Source organism: Heyndrickxia camelliae (assembly GCF_002844575.1).
GTDB lineage: Bacteria > Bacillota > Bacilli > Bacillales > Bacillaceae_C > Margalitia > Margalitia camelliae.
In genome coordinates, this window is sequence record NZ_PIQO01000003.1 from 202,487 (window position 1) to 221,844 (window position 19,358).

23 protein-coding genes are annotated in these 19,358 nt (G+C 36.0%); 3 read left to right on the top strand and 20 right to left on the bottom strand.

All coding sequences use genetic code 11. From position 1 onward, the window contains the following. The first annotated feature begins 243 nt into the window (after positions 1 to 243). Together CWO92_RS06185 and CWO92_RS06190 are read left to right on the top strand one after the other, a co-directional pair. Entirely contained in the window at positions 244 to 336 is a 93-nt protein-coding gene (locus CWO92_RS06185; protein WP_083489277.1) for a YjcZ family sporulation protein, read from the top strand. 147 nt (positions 337 to 483) lie between these two features. Continuing rightward, a complete protein-coding gene (locus CWO92_RS06190) occupies positions 484 to 963 on the top strand; it encodes a DUF309 domain-containing protein (RefSeq protein ID WP_101353330.1) in 480 nt (159 codons plus the stop codon). Positions 964 to 1,029: 66 nt separating this feature from the next. On the opposite strand, the gene CWO92_RS06195 is transcribed toward CWO92_RS06190, so the two are convergent. From CWO92_RS06195 to CWO92_RS06290, 20 genes are all read right to left on the bottom strand, one after another. After that, complete coding sequence (locus tag CWO92_RS06195) at positions 1,030 to 1,392, bottom strand: GNAT family N-acetyltransferase (protein WP_101353331.1); 363 nt, start codon at positions 1,390 to 1,392, stop codon at positions 1,030 to 1,032. Between the two features lie 336 nt (positions 1,393 to 1,728). Then, entirely contained in the window at positions 1,729 to 3,057 is a 1,329-nt protein-coding gene (gene lysA / locus CWO92_RS06200) for a diaminopimelate decarboxylase (RefSeq protein ID WP_101353332.1), read from the bottom strand. Between the two features lie 301 nt (positions 3,058 to 3,358). Beyond that, on the bottom strand, positions 3,359 to 4,840 hold the full coding sequence (locus CWO92_RS06205; RefSeq protein WP_101353333.1) for a spore germination protein: 1,482 nt from the start codon (positions 4,838 to 4,840) through the stop codon (positions 3,359 to 3,361). After that, positions 4,794 to 5,396, bottom strand: a complete 603-nt coding sequence (spoVAEA, locus tag CWO92_RS06210) for a stage V sporulation protein SpoVABEA (RefSeq protein WP_101353514.1) — start codon at positions 5,394 to 5,396, stop codon at positions 4,794 to 4,796. The genes CWO92_RS06205 and spoVAEA overlap by 47 nt, the downstream gene beginning before the upstream one ends. 30 nt (positions 5,397 to 5,426) lie before the next feature. Continuing rightward, complete coding sequence (locus CWO92_RS06215) at positions 5,427 to 5,849, bottom strand: stage V sporulation protein AB (protein WP_101353334.1); 423 nt, start codon at positions 5,847 to 5,849, stop codon at positions 5,427 to 5,429. Beyond that, positions 5,839 to 6,459, bottom strand: a complete 621-nt coding sequence (locus CWO92_RS06220; RefSeq protein WP_101353335.1) for a stage V sporulation protein AA — start codon at positions 6,457 to 6,459, stop codon at positions 5,839 to 5,841. Before CWO92_RS06220 ends, CWO92_RS06215 begins: the two co-directional genes overlap by 11 nt. 102 nt (positions 6,460 to 6,561) lie before the next feature. Beyond that, on the bottom strand, positions 6,562 to 7,320 hold the full coding sequence (sigF, locus tag CWO92_RS06225; protein WP_101353336.1) for an RNA polymerase sporulation sigma factor SigF: 759 nt from the start codon (positions 7,318 to 7,320) through the stop codon (positions 6,562 to 6,564). 12 nt (positions 7,321 to 7,332) lie between these two features. Further along, positions 7,333 to 7,773 carry an anti-sigma F factor gene (spoIIAB, locus tag CWO92_RS06230; protein WP_101353337.1) on the bottom strand — a complete coding sequence of 147 codons (441 nt, stop codon included), beginning with the start codon at positions 7,771 to 7,773 and terminating at the stop codon, positions 7,333 to 7,335. A 2-nt stretch (positions 7,774 to 7,775) separates the two neighbouring features. Continuing rightward, a complete protein-coding gene (gene spoIIAA / locus CWO92_RS06235) occupies positions 7,776 to 8,126 on the bottom strand; it encodes an anti-sigma F factor antagonist (protein ID WP_101353338.1) in 351 nt (116 codons plus the stop codon). A 149-nt stretch (positions 8,127 to 8,275) separates the two neighbouring features. Continuing rightward, the gene (locus CWO92_RS06240) at positions 8,276 to 9,445 is read right to left on the bottom strand and encodes a D-alanyl-D-alanine carboxypeptidase family protein (RefSeq protein ID WP_101353339.1); all 1,170 of its coding nucleotides are present in this window, start codon (positions 9,443 to 9,445) and stop codon (positions 8,276 to 8,278) included. Between the two features lie 353 nt (positions 9,446 to 9,798). Next, positions 9,799 to 11,103 carry a pyrimidine-nucleoside phosphorylase gene (locus CWO92_RS06245; protein WP_101353340.1) on the bottom strand — a complete coding sequence of 435 codons (1,305 nt, stop codon included), beginning with the start codon at positions 11,101 to 11,103 and terminating at the stop codon, positions 9,799 to 9,801. Beyond that, positions 11,103 to 11,933, bottom strand: coding sequence for a purine-nucleoside phosphorylase (locus CWO92_RS06250; protein WP_101353341.1), 831 nt, complete (start codon positions 11,931 to 11,933; stop codon positions 11,103 to 11,105). The genes CWO92_RS06245 and CWO92_RS06250 overlap by 1 nt, the downstream gene beginning before the upstream one ends. 11 nt (positions 11,934 to 11,944) lie before the next feature. After that, a complete protein-coding gene (gene deoB / locus CWO92_RS06255) occupies positions 11,945 to 13,132 on the bottom strand; it encodes a phosphopentomutase (RefSeq protein WP_101353342.1) in 1,188 nt (395 codons plus the stop codon). Positions 13,133 to 13,477: 345 nt separating this feature from the next. Further along, positions 13,478 to 14,371 (bottom strand): site-specific tyrosine recombinase XerD, encoded by an 894-nt coding sequence (xerD, locus tag CWO92_RS06260; protein ID WP_101353515.1) that lies wholly within the window; start codon positions 14,369 to 14,371, stop codon positions 13,478 to 13,480. Positions 14,372 to 14,376: 5 nt separating this feature from the next. Beyond that, positions 14,377 to 14,598 carry a YqzK family protein gene (locus CWO92_RS06265; RefSeq protein ID WP_101353343.1) on the bottom strand — a complete coding sequence of 74 codons (222 nt, stop codon included), beginning with the start codon at positions 14,596 to 14,598 and terminating at the stop codon, positions 14,377 to 14,379. 112 nt (positions 14,599 to 14,710) lie between these two features. Beyond that, positions 14,711 to 15,184 (bottom strand): ferric iron uptake transcriptional regulator, encoded by a 474-nt coding sequence (gene fur, locus CWO92_RS06270; protein ID WP_101353344.1) that lies wholly within the window; start codon positions 15,182 to 15,184, stop codon positions 14,711 to 14,713. Between the two features lie 112 nt (positions 15,185 to 15,296). Beyond that, positions 15,297 to 15,947, bottom strand: coding sequence for a stage II sporulation protein M (gene spoIIM, locus CWO92_RS06275; RefSeq protein WP_101353345.1), 651 nt, complete (start codon positions 15,945 to 15,947; stop codon positions 15,297 to 15,299). A 239-nt stretch (positions 15,948 to 16,186) separates the two neighbouring features. Next, entirely contained in the window at positions 16,187 to 17,368 is a 1,182-nt protein-coding gene (locus tag CWO92_RS25930) for a class I SAM-dependent methyltransferase (protein ID WP_233270120.1), read from the bottom strand. 14 nt (positions 17,369 to 17,382) lie between these two features. Further along, positions 17,383 to 18,546, bottom strand: a complete 1,164-nt coding sequence (locus CWO92_RS06285) for an endonuclease Q family protein (protein ID WP_101353346.1) — start codon at positions 18,544 to 18,546, stop codon at positions 17,383 to 17,385. Further along, positions 18,539 to 19,096 (bottom strand): NUDIX hydrolase, encoded by a 558-nt coding sequence (locus CWO92_RS06290; RefSeq protein ID WP_101353347.1) that lies wholly within the window; start codon positions 19,094 to 19,096, stop codon positions 18,539 to 18,541. The genes CWO92_RS06285 and CWO92_RS06290 overlap by 8 nt, the downstream gene beginning before the upstream one ends. 103 nt (positions 19,097 to 19,199) lie before the next feature. On the opposite strand from CWO92_RS06290, the gene mciZ reads away from it, so the two are divergent. Next, positions 19,200 to 19,328, top strand: coding sequence for a Z-ring formation inhibitor MciZ (gene mciZ / locus CWO92_RS06295; protein ID WP_101353348.1), 129 nt, complete (start codon positions 19,200 to 19,202; stop codon positions 19,326 to 19,328). Positions 19,329 to 19,358 lie beyond the last annotated feature (30 nt).

Below are 19,358 nucleotides of genomic sequence, written 5' to 3' on the forward strand. Positions count from 1 at the left end.
TCCGATTTCTCCAAAACTTTATCATATCTTCATTTTTGAACATTATTTATAAGGTTTCTGCTTTTTAAGTATAGAGGATATTGGCTTCTAGGGAAACAAAAAATTATTTTCTGACAATTACTATTCCCACGTATGTGAAATTGTCCCAATATAATTCTCCTTCAAATTAGGCTTAGGCCTATACAAACCATACTATGCAATCATAGTATACATCGAACAAAACTATTTTAGGAGGTTATATAAATGGCCGATGGATTCGGATACGGCGGCGGCTTTGCGTTAATTGTTGTTTTATTTATTTTGTTAATAATTGTTGGTAGTGCTTATATCTACTAGGCCTTTAAAGTTTTAAAAAGAGAAAGAGAAATTGGTTCTAAACCGATTTCTCTTTTTGTTAATACGCAATTCTCTCCCCTCCTTCAAACAAATACATTTACTTTATGCTAAAATTTATCTAGTTTGAATTAGAGAGGAGTACCTTTTTTGAAAGTTCCAAAAGCATATATAGATTTTTTAATACATTTTCACGGAGACCGAGACTATTTCGAGTGTCATGAGATTTTGGAGCACTATTGGAAACAAACAGAACCTGATAATCGAAGTTCTGTTTGGGTTGGATTTATTCAATTAGCAGTTGCACAATACCATTATAGACGCAAAAATGATATTGGAGCTAAAAAATTAGTAAAAAAATCCATAGAAATTCTTAAACAAAGAAGCATAGAACTAACGAATCTTGGAATCGATACAATTAAATTTTATATGTTATTAGAAGGCTTACAAACTTCATATGAAAATGGCGATGTATATAAAAATATTAATTTGCCTATAACCAATCCACATATATTAAGTATGTGCAAAAAAGAATGTGGTAATTTAGGTTTAGAATGGTGCAGTGACGATGAGATTATTCCTGATTTCATACTCCATCGTCATCTTCATAAAAACCATAAAAAAAATTAACATTCAATTGCTTCTGCAATAAATGAACAAGACTGACATATATTTATACATAGAAAAAGACTCTGACTATTCGTCAGAGCCTTCTTCATGAAAGTCGCATTTATCAAAAAAGCTTTCCGTTTGTTCATTAGGTATTAATTTTTTCTCTTCGTAAATATGCTTTAGTGCTCTCAGCATATTACTGCCGATACCTTCATGCCGGTGTGAAGGATTTACCGAAATATGCTGGATTTCAACCGTATCGCCTTTTAAAACAACTCCTACAAGTCCTATAACATCATCTTCTTTCCACAAGAAAAGCTGCCAGTCTTCATCGGTTTCGTACTGCTTCATCGTTTGCTGCAACTTTTTTAAATCCTTTTCATTTGGCATAAATGATAAGAGTCCCATAGCAATTTTCTCAAAGGCCTTCTTATACCTAATTAACATAAAATATCCCTCGATTATTGTTCTTTTACTTTTTTACCATTATGAACAAATTGTCATAAAAGTAAACCTACCAGAGTTACTGTACATTATAAACGATTCCTATCATACTAGAATCCTATAAAATATTCAAGACAGTTCGTTACTTATTTACCAGAAAAAACCAATAGTACAATCCCCATCCTAATGCAATTATGCAAATGATGATGAATAACAATATGTTATTTTTCTTCAAATTATTACACTCCCAACACCATATTAGCACTATTAATGAACATAATTTATTATGATTCACTTGTCAATATAGTGTATGGTGTTAATGCAATAGATAAATTACAATTAAAGAGTTTCTACAATGGAACGCTCTTTTAAAGGAAGATCTAAGCGAATGATATCTTCATATGTTTCTCTTTTGATAACTAATTGATCCTTTCCCCCCTCTACAAATACAACAGGTGGTCTAGGAATGCGATTATAGTTATTCGCCATGGAATAGCCGTATGCTCCTGTACAGAAGACTGCAAGCAAATCGGAACTGTCCGTTTTTGGCAATGGCAAATCCCATATAAGCATATCTCCAGATTCACAGCATTTTCCAGCTATTGATACGGTTTCCTCTACTTTATCATTCGGTCGATTTGCAAGGACGGCTTCATATTTCGCCTCATATAGTGCAGGACGTATATTATCGCTCATTCCTCCATCAACAGCTATATACTTTCTAACATTCGGTACTTCCTTACTTGATCCGACACTGTACAAGGTTGTTCCCGCTTCTCCAACAAGTGATCTGCCGGGTTCAATCCATATTTCTGGCATTTGTAAACCAAGTTGACGAGTCTGTTCCTGTACTTCACGAATAATTTCATTGACATAAACTGAAGGAGATAAAGGTGCATCATCATCTGTATATCGGATACCAAAGCCGCCACCTAAATTTAATACTTTAGGGAAATAAGAAAGGTTTTCATTCCATTCTGCTAATTTTTGTATAATCTTCTTTGCAGCTAATACAAATCCTGTTGTTTCAAAGATTTGCGACCCAATATGACAATGAATCCCTAAAACCTCTAAGTATTCAGAAGATAGTGCTCTTTGTAATGCAGCATCCGCCTGACCATTTTGTAAATCAAAACCGAACTTTGAATCTTCTTGCCCAGTTAGGATATAGTCATGGGTATGTGCCTCAATACCAGGTGTAACCCTTAATAGTATGGAAATATTCTGTTTCTTCCCCTTACACAACTGTTCCAGCATCTCAAGTTCGTAAAAATTGTCCACTACAATACAACCTATTTTATAATGTAGGGCCATTTCTAATTCTTCCTTACTTTTGTTATTGCCGTGAAAATGAATTCTTTCGGTAGGAAAATTAGCTGCTATTGCAGTATATAACTCTCCTCCTGAAACAACATCCAGCGATAAGCCTTCTTCATTAACCAGATTTAACATTGCTATTGATGAAAAAGCTTTACTGGCATACGCTACTTGTGCCTTAACAGCTAATTTTTCAAAAGTGTTTTTAAATCCTCTTGCCCGATTTCTGATCAATTCAACATCATATACATATAAAGGGGTACCATACTTTTCTACTAATTCGATGGTATCAACCCCACCAATTTCAAGATGGCCTTTTTTATTCACTTTTGATGTTCCATGAAAATACATACCTTTCCCTCTTCCCTTAGCAATATCACAAATCACTTTATACCTTAACTGTTATAAGAAAAGGGACAGCCCGTCCAATGACAAACTGTCCGTAATATCCTTTGTAAATAAGATTAATTTATCACATTAAAGCGTTATTTGCAAAGGCTCTTTTCTTATTCTTTTGTTTTAATCTTCGAATTAATTTCTACTTGCTACTTTTGATCATAAGTGGGCATGCTGTTTAACCCAAAAAAGCTTTTATAGATAGTAAAACAATGGTAAAAAGATATTATTTATGCGAAAAGATTTTCCAAGTTTTTTAAGAATTAGGCGGCTGCCTAAATCGATCTCTCGGCTGTACGATGCTTGGACGAACAGCCGAGCCAGGAACGGTACGTCTAATTATTATTTGTGTAAATGCTTGTGGGTTAAATGGAATGAATGGCCACAAATAAGGAGCATTTAATGTTTTAATTTGTGTCAAAAACAATAAAAATATGGTGCTGCCAATTACAAAACCCGGAACTTTAAACAATGCTACGGCCAACAATAGAAAAACTCGTACCATTTTATTGGCCACACTTAACTCATAACTAGGTGTTGCAAATGTACCAATTGCCGCAACGGATACATATAAAATAACCTCTGCTGTAAATAACCCAACTTCAACTGCAATTTGCCCAATTAAAACTGCAGCAATTAAGCCCATAGCAGTGGCTAGTGGCGTTGGAGTATGGATAGCTGCTATTCTAAGAAATTCAATTCCCATATCCGCTAACAGAATTTGAATAAGGATTGGAATATGGGTATGTTTGTTTGGTCCAATAAATTCTAATTTATCAGGAAGTAATGATGGCTCAACTACAAATAAAAACCATAATGGCAATAAAAATATCGATGTAAGTATACCTAAATAACGTACCCAGCGAATAAAGGTCCCTACCGCAGGAGCATTTCTATATTCTTCCGCATGCTGAGAATGATGAAAAAAGGTGGCAGGTGTTATCATTACACTTGGCGAAGTGTCAATAAATATCAATACATGACCTTCTAAAAGATGGACCGATCCAACATCCGCTCTTTCTGTATACCTTACTAGAGGATAAGGATTATATCTTTGTTTTAATAAAAATTCCTCTACCGTCTTGTCTGCCATTGTGATTCCATCGACATCAATCGTTTTTAGTTCTTTCCTAATCGTTTCTACGAGATCAGCATTTGCAACACCTTCAATATACGCAATGGAAACATCTGTTTTTGATCGCTCTCCAATTTTCATCATTTCAAATCGCAGCCTTTCATCACGAATTCGGCGTCTTGTCAAGGCTGTATTAATGATGATATTTTCAACGTACCCATCGCGTGAACCTCGAACTACTTTTTCTGTATCGGGTTCTTGCGGTTGACGTCCTGGATAGCTTCTTACATCCACAATAATTGCTTCTCCGGAACCCTCAACCACGATACCGATTAAGCCTGATAAAACTTGAATAACCATTTCATCTATTGTTTTGACTATTTGTACCTGCTGATGTACAATCCTATTTTTTACAAGATCATATACTTTTGAAGAAAGTCGTTCTGTATCATTTAATGTTACTAAATACTCTAGTATTTCAATAATAAAACTCGTGTCTGCTAATCCATTCACATAATAAAAATGAATATTCTTTTTGAGGACGGTAATCTTTCTGACTCCTAAATCAAAGCTAGTACCTAAACCTACCCTTTTCTTATAAAAGTCCTCCAGATCCTCAAGACTCTTCGGAATTGGTTCCTTTGTTAAATCTGATTCGGTCATTAAAACCACTCCTCTCTAGAATTAATTTGACTGCTTCCATCGTAACTGGGGAGCCATTCGCATAGTGATCTATTTTTCCCATCTTGCCGATATCCCCTATCCCGACAATGATGGGAACATTTAATTGATCCAGACAGTATACCGTATCGCCATTAATTCTTTGCAGCTCCAGATCTGGTTCTCCGAACTTATCAACACCGTATGGCGTTAAAGTCCCGTTTCGATCAATGCTCACATCTACTTTTGACCATTCTCTATGATGAGTATTTGATGAAACAGCCAGTATACCTAACACCTCAATATCCTTATGGTTTGCAACATACATTAAAGCTTGTTCCCCCCTGCCCTCTCCTACATAGCCACTATCATCAAACATCACAAACACAGGGTCACTATGTGCACTTTTAATCATTTTTACAATCTCTTCGCCACTAAGCTGGGACGGATTTCCCGCTGATTGCGAAATGCATCTGCCTCCAACTTCTCTTGCAACCAGCTCTATTGCATGTTTTGCATATTCATCACCATCTGTAATTAATATCACCTGACGCTTCATATTCATGCAAAAAATTCCTTTCAGGTCAAATTAACGGTCGACGAAGTAAAACCAATGAAACAATGATCCACAAACCTTTCCAAAAACAATTGCCATTAGAGCAACAATTAAATGCCCATCTACACCAATACGTTTGGTTAAAATGGGAATAACATTTACTACCTCCGTTAATGCAGCAGCTAACATCCCTACAAACACTCCACAAAATAAACCAATCGGGATTAGAAATATAGGTGAAAGATAAAAGGTAGTATCTTGTAAGCTAACCCAATTTCCAAAGATAGTTCCTAATACAATGGACCATTCGTACTGATAAATTTTTTGATGTGTTTTTGTTAATTGAGTCAGTCTAGGGACAATGCCTAGTACCGTTAAAAAGGCAACAAAGCCACACCCAACTATTAAGCCACCAGCAAATCCAATAAAAACCAATATAATAGTATTAATGATCATCTAAATGCCTAATTGCTTCCTTATTTTCATTTACAATCACATATTGATCTAAATCTTGCTGGTAGTTAAAAATCTCTACTTCTAACGGACTAGGTTCTTCATTAAAACGTTTCTTGAAAATATGGTTAAAAAAAATGATCATCCCAAGTCCAAGACCGATGGAATATGGAATTTGTAAAATTAATGGTTTGCTAACGTACTCTCCTGTAATCATTTTATAGATTTTTTGATGAACTTCTTGCATACTTACATCTTCGTGAAAGTTCATGATAGCAAGGGCAGAACCAATGAAAAGCAGCAGCCAAATTAAAATAAAAAAGGGGAAGGAGACTTTTCGTTTTTTGTAAATTACCTCTACAATGGTCTGCGAGGGACCAATTAGTTGAATATCCAACCCACTCCATTTCTGAGTAAGGGCATCAATAATTTTCATCACATCTATTACTACTGTATTTTTATCCTCTTTTGTTACTTGATAAATAAAGAGCTGTTTTAGTTGATGCAAATATTTCTCAGGCGCAATGATTTGGGCAATATCACTTAAAGTAATTTTGCTATTTTGATTTACCTCCACTTTATTTCTCATTCGTATGTAAATGGAATCTTCCATTTTATTTCATCCCCTGCTATTTTTATTTCTGTATACTGTAGTATGTGGAAAGTACAATACAATCATTCATCGTTAAAATGGTGTAACAAAAAACCGCAGGAATTATAATTCCATACGGTCCTTCATTTGTTCCAGTATTTTCTTCTCCAGTCTCGATACTTGGACTTGAGATATTCCAAGTCTTTCCGCAACCTCCGATTGAGTTTGATCTTTATAATATCTTAAATAAACAATCAGCCGTTCGCGGTCATCAAGACCTCTTATAGCCTCTTTTAACGCTATTTTATCAAACCATTTTTGATCATTTTGATCAGCAATCTGGTCTAATAATGTAATCGGATCTCCATCATTTTCATATACTGTTTCATGTATTGAAGATGGCGCTCGGCTTGCTTCCTGTGCCATGATAACGTCTTCAACCGGAATATCCAAATGAAGAGCAATTTCATTAACAGTTGGAATTCTGCCATTGGTTTTCGACAACTCGTCCTTCGCTTTTCGAATGCGGTTACCAATTTCTTTTAAGGATCTGCTTACCTTTACAGTCCCGTCGTCACGTATAAAACGTTGAATTTCTCCAATGATCATCGGAACTGCATAGGTCGAAAACTTTACATCATAGGATAAATCAAATTTGTCTACCGATTTTAATAGACCAATACATCCTATTTGAAATAAATCATCCGGTTCATAGCCTCGATTTAAGAAGCGTTGAACTACCGACCATACAAGCCGCATGTTTTTTTCCACAATTTGATTACGTGCTTCCTGATCTCCTTCTTGGCTTTTATGGATCAAATCCTTTACTTCTTGATCCTTTAAAAAAGTCTGTTTATTCTCCTTCTTTACCTCCACATCCATTGGCACGACTCCTTAATTACATAAGGCATTTTTTAAAGCCAAATGCTTTTTTAAACGAACAATGGTGCCTAATCCTGGTTGTGATTCAATCTCAATATTGTCCATGAAGTTTTCCATAATTGTAAAGCCCATTCCTGACCTTTCCATTTCAGGTTTTGTTGTAAAAAGGGGCTGACGTGCTTCTTCAATATCTGAAATCCCGACTCCTTCATCCCGAATTGTTAAGTCAATATAGCCGTCCTCGATTGCTACATTAATATAGACAATGCCTGACGGATCACCCTCATATCCATGGATAATCGCATTCGTTACGGCCTCAGATACTACCGTCTTAATTTCAGTAAGTTCGTCCAAGGTTGGATCTAACTGCGCTATAAAAGCAGCTACAGTTACTCTGGCAAAGGATTCATTCTGGCTTAGTGCATAAAACTGCAATTGCATTTCATTTCTCATTGCTACGCAACCCCCAATCTTTGCAGTGCATATTGTTCAGATTCATCCAAACGAATAATTTTAAACAAACCGGACATTTCAAATAACCGTTTGACTGCAGGAGAGATTGCGCAAACAACCATTTCACCATTTTTTTGTTTTACTTGTTTATATCTGCCAAGGATTACCCCTAAGCCGGAACTGTCCATAAAAGTTAAATGCTCTAAATTTAATACAAGATGCTGAATATCATATTTCTCAATAGCATTTGTTACTTCACTGCGAAGTGTTTCCGCTGTATGGTGATCTAATTCTCCTTTTAATCGTATACACAATACATCTTGCTTCACTTCTAAATCAATTGTAAGACTCACTTTTTCACACAGCCTCCTTAATTCTGTTATAGTGAGTCAATTCGATATTTTCCCTTCGTTTTCCTTCTTGTTGACAAAACTAGAAGCAAGTCGCTAAAATTTGCGAATGTTCGACGTTTATACGATTTAAGAAGATTGGAGAATGTTTTTTAACTTTTTGTAAATAAACCGAAGGAACGTTTAAAGAGCTTCCACCATCCGGCACTCTTCACATTTTCCTTTGCAACTAAATTAGACTTAACAATCACTTTCCCACCTTTTTGGACGGTTAATGTCCCAACAATATCCCCTTTATGAATTGGCGCTTTTAAATTCTTTTTAAAGGCCTTTTCTTTTACGAGATTATCCATTTTTTCGCCTTTTTTCGTTAAAACCGATATCGGTTCACTCGTGACGGCGTGGACGAATTTTTCTTCACCCTTACTTACTTTAACTTTTCCCAGAGTTTGACCACTTTTATATAATGGATGAGTAGCATATTGAGAGAATGCAAAATCAAGCATTTTGGAAACCTGTGCATTTCTTACTTTTGTGGATGGAGCACCAAAAACCACTGCAATAACTCTCATGTTGTCTTTCTTTGCCGTTGCTGTTAAACAGAATTTTGCTTCATTGGTAAAGCCGGTTTTCAAACCATCTACTCCTGGATAAAATTTAACAAGTTTATTGGTATTGACTAACCAGAATTTTTTATCGGTATTTTCTCGTAAGTAATCTTCATATGTACCGGTAAATTTTGTGATCTTTTCATATTTCAGTAGTTCCTTTGCCATCATTGCCATATCATAAGCAGAGCTGTAATGGTCTTTTACAGGCAAACCGGTAGTATTTTGAAAATGGGTATTTTTTAATCCAAGTGCTTTTGCTTCTTTATTCATCATTTCAACAAAGGCATCTTCACTTCCAGCAATTTTCTCAGCCATCGCAACCGCTGCATCATTTGCAGATCCAATCGCAATTCCTTTTAGCATTTGTTCTACAGTCATTTCCTCACCTGGCTCAAGGAAAATTTGCGAACCACCCATGGATGCTGCATATTCACTAGTCCGAACTTTTTCATTCCATGAAAGAGTTCCTTTGTCGATAGCCTTCATAATTAGAAGCATCGTCATTATTTTCGTCATGGATGCTGGCGCAAGTTTTTCATGACTATTCTTGTCATATAAAATAGTTCCTGTATCTCTCTCAATTAAAATTGCCGACTTTGCCTCCGGCGCTAAATCTGTTTTGCTTTCTGCTGCATAGGAATGGCCATTACCGATTCCTATACTGGAAAAAATAATGAAAGAACAAAGGATGAAACTACCTATCTTTTTCATAAAGACCCCTCCAAAATTTCCTGTTAGTTGTTTAAAAAATTACTAACTTATGATTGTATTCATTACCATCAAGGGTACTACCAGGTGTGATGGAAATTCACAATATGCATAACCACATTTTTTCCAATTTAAGCATTTTTATTCAAGCGTTTCCTTTGAAAAATAAAGAAAATCTAAGGTGAAAAGCGAAATGGGTCTTGCGATAATCGCAGTGAATGCAAGAAAATTCTCTGCTAACAAATAAGGAAATAGTAGAATTTTTACACAAAAATAAAGAAAGGTGAATTTGAGAGTACTCAAATTCACCTTTCTCACTATTTGAAGCTAGTTATGTCCCAGCCCTCATAATTTAATTATAGTGTTATTTCTTCTTGAATTAATTTTGGTGCTGCTACTTTTTGGCTTGAAATTTTGATATTTTGATATAATTTTTCTTTTACTTCATCTATATTTTCCTGATTGGAGTAAATGGTCACAAGTGACTCTCCTTTTTTCACTTGATCCCCTATTTTTTTCTGTAATACAAGGCCGACTGCGAGATCAATTTCTGATTCTTTCGTCGCTCTTCCTGCACCTAGCATCATCGCGGCAGTACCAATCTCATCCGCAACGATTTCAGAAATATAACCATCCTCTAAAGATGGTAATTCCACTTGGTATTCAGCCTGTGGAAGTTTAGAAGGATCATCTACGACCGATGCATCTCCACCTTGTGATTGTAGGAATGTCTTGAAGGTTTCAAGTGCCTTTCCGTTCGCTATTACTTCTTTTAGTTTTTCTCTAGCTTCGTCAGTAGATGATGCTTTCCCTCCAAGATAAACCATATAACTGCCTAATGTTAAGCATAATTCTGTTAAATCTTCCGGCCCATGCCCTCTTAGTGTGTCAACTGCTTCTTTTACCTCAAGCGCATTCCCGATGGCGAAACCTAGTGGTTGACTCATATCCGATATAATCGCCATTGTTTTTCTTCCAACATTATTTCCAATATTGACCATAGCCTTAGCAAGCTCTCTGGCGTCGTCCAATGTTTTCATAAAGGCTCCAGAACCAGTCTTAACATCTAAACAAATTGCATCTGCACCTGCTGCAATTTTTTTACTCATAATGGAACTTGCGATTAAAGGAATGCTGTCCACCGTTGCTGTCACATCGCGCAGCGCATAAAGTTTCTTATCAGCTGGTGTAAGGTTTCCACTTTGACCAATGACAGCAATTTTATTTTCATTCACTAAACGAATAAACTCATCATTTTCTATTTCAACATGAAATCCAGAAACCGATTCCAATTTATCTATAGTTCCACCAGTATGACCTAATCCGCGTCCACTCATCTTTGCGACAGGTACACCAAGTGATGCTACAAGCGGACCCAATACAAGAGTCGTAGTATCCCCTACTCCGCCTGTTGAATGCTTATCTACCTTAATGCCTTGAATTCCAGACAGATCAATCGTATCACCAGAGTGCACCATTGCCATCGTTAAGTCGGCACGTTCCCGCTCATTCATCCCTTGGAAGAAAATAGCCATTGTCAGTGCACTAATTTGATAATCTGGAATCGTATTATTGGTGTATCCCTCTATAATAAATTTAATTTCATCCGTCGATAATTCTTGTCCATCACGTTTTTTCTCAATTAAATCAACCATTCTCATCATTCTTCACCCATCTTTATCGTTTTTATGACTTCTTTTACATATGCCAAAAATTGAGATCGGACTTTATTCGTCGTTTCTATTACTTCATCATGTGTTAATGGCTGATCTAAGATACCGGCTGCCATATTAGAAATACAAGAAATACCAAGAACCTTAAGATCTGCATGACGTGCCACAATTACTTCTGGAACAGTAGACATTCCTACTGCATCTCCACCCAGATTACGAAGCATCTTCACTTCTGCAGGTGTTTCATATGTCGGACCAGTATTTCCTACATATACACCTTCCTGGATGGATATCTGCAATTTGTCAGCTACTTCTTTAGCAGTCCTTCGTAATTCCTTGTTATAAGCTTCGGACATATCAGGGAAGCGCGGTCCTAATCTGCCATCATTTTGACCGATTAACGGGTTATACCCCATGTTATTAATATGGTCGGATATAATCATTAAATCACCGGGCTGGAAGTTTTCATTTATACCGCCTGCTGCATTAGTTACGATAAGAATTTCAACCCCAAGCTGTTTCATAACACGGACTGGAAAAGTAACTTGATCCAAACTATAACCTTCATAATAATGAAACCGCCCCTGCATGGCTACGACTTCTTTTTCACTTAATGAACCAAACACTAGCTGGCCAGCATGTCCGGCAACTGTCGAAACAGGAAAATCTGGAATCTCATTATAGGGAATTTTGATCGGATTTTTGATTTCATCTGCCAGAACCCCTAATCCAGACCCTAAAATTAATCCTATTTTTGGCTTTCCAGTATATTTATTTTGTAAAAATTGTGTGGCCCTTTCAATTTGAGTATACTCCACTTGGTTTCCCCCTAATTTTTTAATTCTTTTAAAAACGTGGTTCCATACTGCGGCATCTTAACATGGAAGTTGTCAGCAACCATTGCACCAATATCTGCAAATGTTTCTCTTAAAGGCAATTCCTTTCCACCTTGAAAACGTTTGGAATAAACAATTAATGGCACGAATTCTCGCGTATGGTCTGTACCATGATGGATTGGGTCATTCCCGTGATCAGCCGTAATAATTAATAAGTCGTCATCTGTCATTTTTTCAAATACCTCGGGCAGCCTTGCATCAAATTCCTCCAAAGCTTTTCCATACCCAATCGGATCTCTGCGATGCCCAAACATCGCATCAAAATCAACAAGATTAACAAAACTTAAACCTGTAAAATCTTTGTCAAAGGTTTGTATAAATTTATCCATTCCGTCCATATTGGAAGTTGTTCTAATCGCTTCTGTAACCCCTTCCCCATCATATATATCAGAAATTTTCCCGATTGCAATAACATCGAAATGACTGTCCTTTAATTCATTCATAACGGTACGATCAAAAGGCTTTAATGCATAATCATGGCGATTAGGTGTTCTTGTAAAATTACCTGGCTCCCCTACAAACGGACGTGCTATTACACGACCAACCATATATTTTTCGTCTAGGGTTAATTCCCTTGCAATTTCACAAATTTTATATAATTCATCCAAAGGTACAATATCTTCATGGGCAGCTATTTGTAATACAGAATCAGCGGATGTATATACAATAATAGCTCCTGTCTCCATATGTTCTTTGCCAAGCTCTACTAATATTTCAGTTCCACTAGCAGGTTTATTTCCGATTACCTTTCTCCCTGTTTTTTCCTCTAATTCATGAATTAATTCAGCAGGAAATCCTTCAGGAAATACCTGAAATGGAGTTTTAATATTCAACCCCATAATTTCCCAATGCCCGGTCATCGTGTCTTTACCATTCGAAGCTTCCTGCATTTTAGTATAATATGCCAATGGTTTTTCTTCCTTCTTAATTCCTTGTATCTCTCTAATATTCGATAGACCTAATTTCCCCATATTCGGCATATGGAGACCATTCATTTTCTCTGCAATATGGCCTAATGTATCTGCACCCTTGTCATTAAATTTTTCTGCATCAGGTGCTTCACCAATTCCTACAGAATCCATTACAATTAAATGAATTCTTTTATATGTATAATCAGACATTTTAAAACCTCCGTTTCAAAAATTTAAGCGCTTTAATTTTTCTTTAAATGATATCATTCCCACTACTTCCGCCGATAACCTTGCAGCTTTACTTGTAAGAGGTCTGACTTCTCTATTTCATTTTACAAATTAAATACCCATTAGACAAGAAAAACCGCTAATATATTTAGCGGAAAAAAATAAATGCGGAAGCGACTTGCCCATCTGCGTACGATGAGTGAAATTTGAAATGTAATTTTACTAATGTTGACTTTTTTGTAGGAAGGAGACGGAGAAATCCGCTGACCTATATACAGTAATCATTCAAATTTCTTCTTTGAAAGAAGCTACTTATCTATCAATTTATTATGCGCGTGGGTGATGTTTGGAATAGACATCCTTAAGTCTAATTTTTGATACATGGGTATATATCTGAGTAGTAGAAATATCAGCATGCCCCAACATTTCCTGCACTGCACGTAAATCAGCACCATTTTCTAATAAATGAGTGGCAAAAGAATGTCTTAATGTATGCGGTGTTAAATCTTTTTCAATATTAGCCTTTTGGGCAAGTCCCTTTAGGATTTTCCAAAACCCTTGCCTGGTTAAACGTTTACCGTGATGATTTAAAAATAACGCTTCTGTTGAATTATGCTTGGACTTAAGCTTCGGACGACCATCCTTTATGTATTTATCAATTACACTGCTTGCTGTTTTCCCGATAGGAATAATTCTTTCTTTATTCCCCTTTCCTATACATCTTATAAATCCCATTGTCAGATGAAGATCATCCAAATTGAGTTGAATTAATTCACTTACACGAATACCAGTTGCATATAGCAGTTCTAGCATTGCACGATCACGTATTCCTAAGGGAGTATCTTCATCAGGAGACTCTAATAATGCCTCCACTTCGGATAAATTTAAAACCTTTGGAAGTGTTTTTTCAATTTGGGGAGATTCAATATGCACAGATGGGTCTTGTTCTGTAGCTTTTTCACGTAATAAAAATTGGTGAAAGGATCGTACAGAAGCCACATGCCGCGCTAATGTTTTTGATGATTTCCCCTGTTGCTTCAAATGATGCAGAAAATGAACTATATGCACCCTTGTAATATCATTTAAAGAAGTAATTTGTTCTACTTTTTGAATATATAATAAATAACTTTTTAGATCCCTTTCATAGGACATAATGGTATTCTTCGATAATCCTTTTTCGACCACCATAAAGTGGATAAAATCCTTCAATCGGTCTTCCATTTGCATTACTCCCCATCCAAATAAAAAAGTAACAGTCGATCTACCCAACTAGAATCCTTCGTATTAGTAGAATCCACTTTAATTGCTGTCCCTTTTGGCTCGTCATATCGATGATAATTTTCGTATTCTTGATTTACCCACATAATACCATAGTAGAAAAGTAAAGTGCACCCGGTAAATAAGATAAATACTTTTAGTGTTTTAAAAAAAAGTCTTATTCCAGACATGTATATTTCGTCCTTCCCTCAGCATTTTCATATACTTAATACAAGCTATGACAGACTTGAGGGATTTTATACCTCTATCTATGAATAATATAAAAGAAAAGACTGACTTCTATTATTTAGAGTCAGCCTCACCTTCTTGATTTTCTAGTTTATCATGGCATCGCCAACAAATTCCATGAAACGTCAGACGATGATCCTTAATTTTAAAATTCCAGCGTTTTTCAACAATTGCCTCAACATCTTCAAGCAAATCTTCTTGTATTTCATCCACTGCACCACATTCAATACATACTAGGTGATGATGAAAATGGGCTGCGCCTTCCTGGCGTAAATCATAGCGAGAAACTCCGTCACCAAAATTAATTTTATCGACAACTTTTAATTCTGTAAGCAATTCTAAAGTGCGATAAACAGTAGCTAACCCAATTTCTGGTGATTTTTCTTTTACAAGGAGGTAAACATCTTCAGCACTTAAATGGTCTTCTTCATTTTCAAGCAATACCCGTACGGTTGCCTCGCGCTGCGGAGTTAACTTATAACTTGCTGAGTGTAATTGCTTTTTTATTCTCTCGATACGACTTTCCATCTAAAAGGATCCTCCCTTGCCCACTATCACACTAATTATAGCAGAAGGAGTTCATTTTTCAAAATAAAATTATTCTCATTTGGAAAGTATACTTCTTATCAAATAATAATGATTATTTTTGAATATAGGTAACAACCGATTTCATTAATGACGGAGATATATAGGCTTCAATTCCTGCAGCTATCGCGATAGCACCAACCGCTATCAGCATCGAAACTACATACCCTGAAAAAAGCGAAAAAAATGGAAAGGCTAATGTTTGTTTGACAAAAATCTTACGTATTAGCTGAAAGGAAAAGCATACCGACACGACGGCGATAAAAATAAACATGGGAATAATAAAAAGATTTTGCGGTAATACGGATACAAACGAAAGCAGAAATCCACTCCAGCCCATTTGATTCACTAAAAAGCCAACGGAAAATCCTACAACGACTCCTTTTAAAAACAATAAGATAAGGATTAGAGGAAGTCCAATGATAGAGATTCCTAGTAGCCACATAAACCCCAAGAATTTTATATTATGAAGGAAGCTTAGTCTAAATAAATCAGATGAAGCGGCAACCTTATTATTCGAAACTACTCCAAAGAATTGATTTAAATAATAATATAAATCATCCTTTTGCGTAGCAGAAAGGCTATTAACAATAATTGCTCCGAAAACGATACCCATTAAAAACAAGACAATAACAAACCAATAAATTGAGGAGTATTCATGGACATGATTAATGATAGGATTAGACTGCAACTTTTTTTTCCTCATTTTCTATCCTCCTGATTTTCTTTTACTAGAAACCTGCTAGCTTTTCGCTTTTTTAGTTTTCTATTAAAATTTATGCAGCTATTTGCTAGGTTATGCCTAATTGCAAATAAGCTTCAAAATCCATAATGGAGGAAAAATAAACATGGCCACCATTTCTGGTGACCAATATCCGTAAGACGAGCAGACGCTGTTGCTAAACCTAAACTATATTTAAAAGGTTTAAATTTATAAACTGAATACTATATCTTTCTAGCAACTAATGTAAATGTCTTCGGCAAACCAATATCATGAATTTTATGATTTGGTTCTTCTTCAAGAACCTCAATCAGCATTCCGGACTGCCCTATAGTCGTAATCAATTCTCCTAAAGTCCATTTTCTTTGTAAAACCTCTTCCGTACCTTCATTGATCTCTTGCGGCATATGCTTGCTAAATGCGACTTCTCGCTTAAAAAGAGCAGGATCAAAATAATTACCTGTTACTTTATGTTTTTTTCCAGAAGAAGTGATTAGTTTTGTAGATATTGGATGGAATTCATGCAAGATAAATTTACCATCCTTCCGAAGCAAATTGGAGATTATTTCTGCTAAAGGAAAAAGGTCAATAAAATAGTGTAATACACCAAGTTCCATCAAAACATAATCGTATTTCTCCTTATGCTCTTCTATATGCAGCGATAAGATATCGGAAACAATATAATCGAGTGATACTTTGGCCGCACTTGCTACTTCCCGGGCAAACGCTTGATTTTCTTTGGAAAAATCAACGATAGTCACTTGAGCTCCCAGTAAAGATAGTGCAACACCTTTAATTCCGTTTGACCCCATTACATGCATTACCTTCTTACCTGAAAGATGGCTGAAGTATTTATAAAAAGGATGCAGTCTCCAGCTCGGATTTTGCTTTACTTTTTCTGCCACAACAGCGGGGTCTCCATGTCGGTTTAATAATGCTTCATAATTATGCTGGTTCCAAGCTTCTTCATTGTGAATCGTCATTGCCTGCTGTTGTTTTTTCAGAAACTCACTTATTAGTCTAGTCTCCACTGCATGATTACCATTATAAAGATAGTGATAGAAAGAGATACACCAAAACGAAGTGTTATCCTTTACAATTTCCACACGATATGGATTCGTTCGAATGGTTGTATTAAAAAAACACTGGAAATATAACGTATATCCGTTATATTTTGCTTGATAAGAAGCGAAAACTTGATTCCTTTTCAGCTCTGAAATCGATTCATATGGGAAAAGAGCATAGATTTTTTCCAATACATCCCATTGTACCTCAAGAAATACCTCGTTTAAAGGATCTAATTCTACACCCTGTATCCAGAGGGAAGTCGATTCCACAAATTGATACGGAATGTCTTCATTATCCAATCTCTTAGCTAATTCGCTTAATAGTTGAAAATAATTCATTTCTCTCCACCGTATTATTTAGTATTTTCCACTTTTCCATACTGCCCGCCTCCGCCAGCTGTTAACTGCAATGTTCCTTGTCTAGCATGCATAATCATATCAGCTAAATCAGGCTTTACTACTTTTTTTATTTCATCTATTGGAACATTGTGCAAAATATTCATCTCTGTTCCGAAAAAATCTAATAGTTTTTGCAATGTTTTTGGGCCCAGTCCGGGTAAAAAATCAAGTGGAACCTGATGGACATATGGAGGCCGCTTTGGACGTGGTTGATCTTTTGCAAGTTCTTTAATCCGTTCTGACACTCCCTTCGTAAAATGAGTGGAGCCACAATGTGGACAAATGTCGGCTACTTTAGGCTCAAAGCATTTTGCACATGTTGTTCGATAATATTTACCTAGGTATGGGTTCAGCCCATAGTTTGCAATTATTTCATTACCATCTTTACCATGTAAAGCTTTTTTTAATGCAGTGAATGTAGGAGACTCCAGCTTCATCACCTGATATTCACGAGCAATTTTTCCTAATGAATGAGCGTCTGAGTCACTTACAAAAGTAAAATGGTGCAACTCTTGGATTTGGTCTGCCATCTCTGTGTTGGAGCTTAGACCTAATTCAATTCCGTCAATCAAATCGGGATCAAGAATTTCCGAAAGAGATTTCTCTACTCCTTTTCCATATAAGCTTTTAAATGGAGTGAAGACATGCGCAGGAATAAATATACCGCCTAATGATTTAATTTTCTTCTGTAATGGTTTTGCACCCTCATGAATCCTCTGTGTGCTTAGTTGAACATTTTTTACTTTTGTTTGATACCACATCGAAAAGTCCTTTAAGGCGGTTAAAGTAGGAAAAAAACCAAGGACATGAATCGGTCCTTTACAATTCTCATCGTTTACTTCTATTTCAACACCAGGAATTAGCGTGACTGTTTCTTGAAAGAGGAACCCCCCCTCTTCCATTTCTCGTAATTCACCGCTATGCATCAAATCTTCTATTTCAGCAATGACCTCCGGAGAATGACAGTCAATGATTCCTACTATATCCAATCCTTTAGGAAATTTCGCCGTCTTTAAGATATTCGTTAGTGTTAATGTTTTTGATGCCGTAATTTTTACAGGTTTTCCGGTTTTGGTCCTGCCGATATGAATGTGGAGGTCGACAAAATAATTATTCATGTGTCTTCAGAGCCTCTTTCAATTGTAGATACTGAATCGCATATAGAGTTTTGGCATCATAGATTTTCTTTTCCTGGATTAATTGGATAGCTTCATCCAGTGTAACTTCTAATAATTCCACGAATTCATCTTCATCCGCACTTTTCGGATGGTCTAATTTCTTTAAACCTTTTGCCAAATACAAATGAATTAGTTCATCAGCAAAGCCTGGCGATGTATAGAAGGAATTTATTAGCTCCAGTTCTTCACATGCATAACCAGTTTCCTCTTCCAGCTCCCTTATTGCTGTTATTTCTGGCTTTTCTCCTGGCTCTAATTTGCCAGCAGGAATTTCGACTAATGCCCTATCCATCGGTTTACGAAATTGATCTACCAAAATAATTTTATTATCTGGTGTAATAGCTAAAATTGCCACTGCTCCAGGATGTTTTATAATTTCCCGCTTGGCAGACTTACCATTTGGTAGCTCCACTTCATCTATCTGCAATCGAACTACCTTTCCCTCAAAAATTTTCTCTGACTTGATGGTTTTTTCTTCAAATTTATGCATCGCTAACGCTCCTTGTTCTATTCCATGGATTACTCTTCATACATTTTAACAAATAAAAAAAGCAGAGGCGAATGTAAAATCCGTTAAATAAAGGAGATATAATATGAAAATATATGTGCATTCAAAAGGAATTACTATGTGCGGTAAGGCGTGGGAAATAAGAGAGCAATTAAAGCTTTATAGAAAACAGTATTACTATGTACTTGATTGGATTAAGTTAGTTAATCGCTAGCAAATATTTTGTTAAACTGAGACATTATTC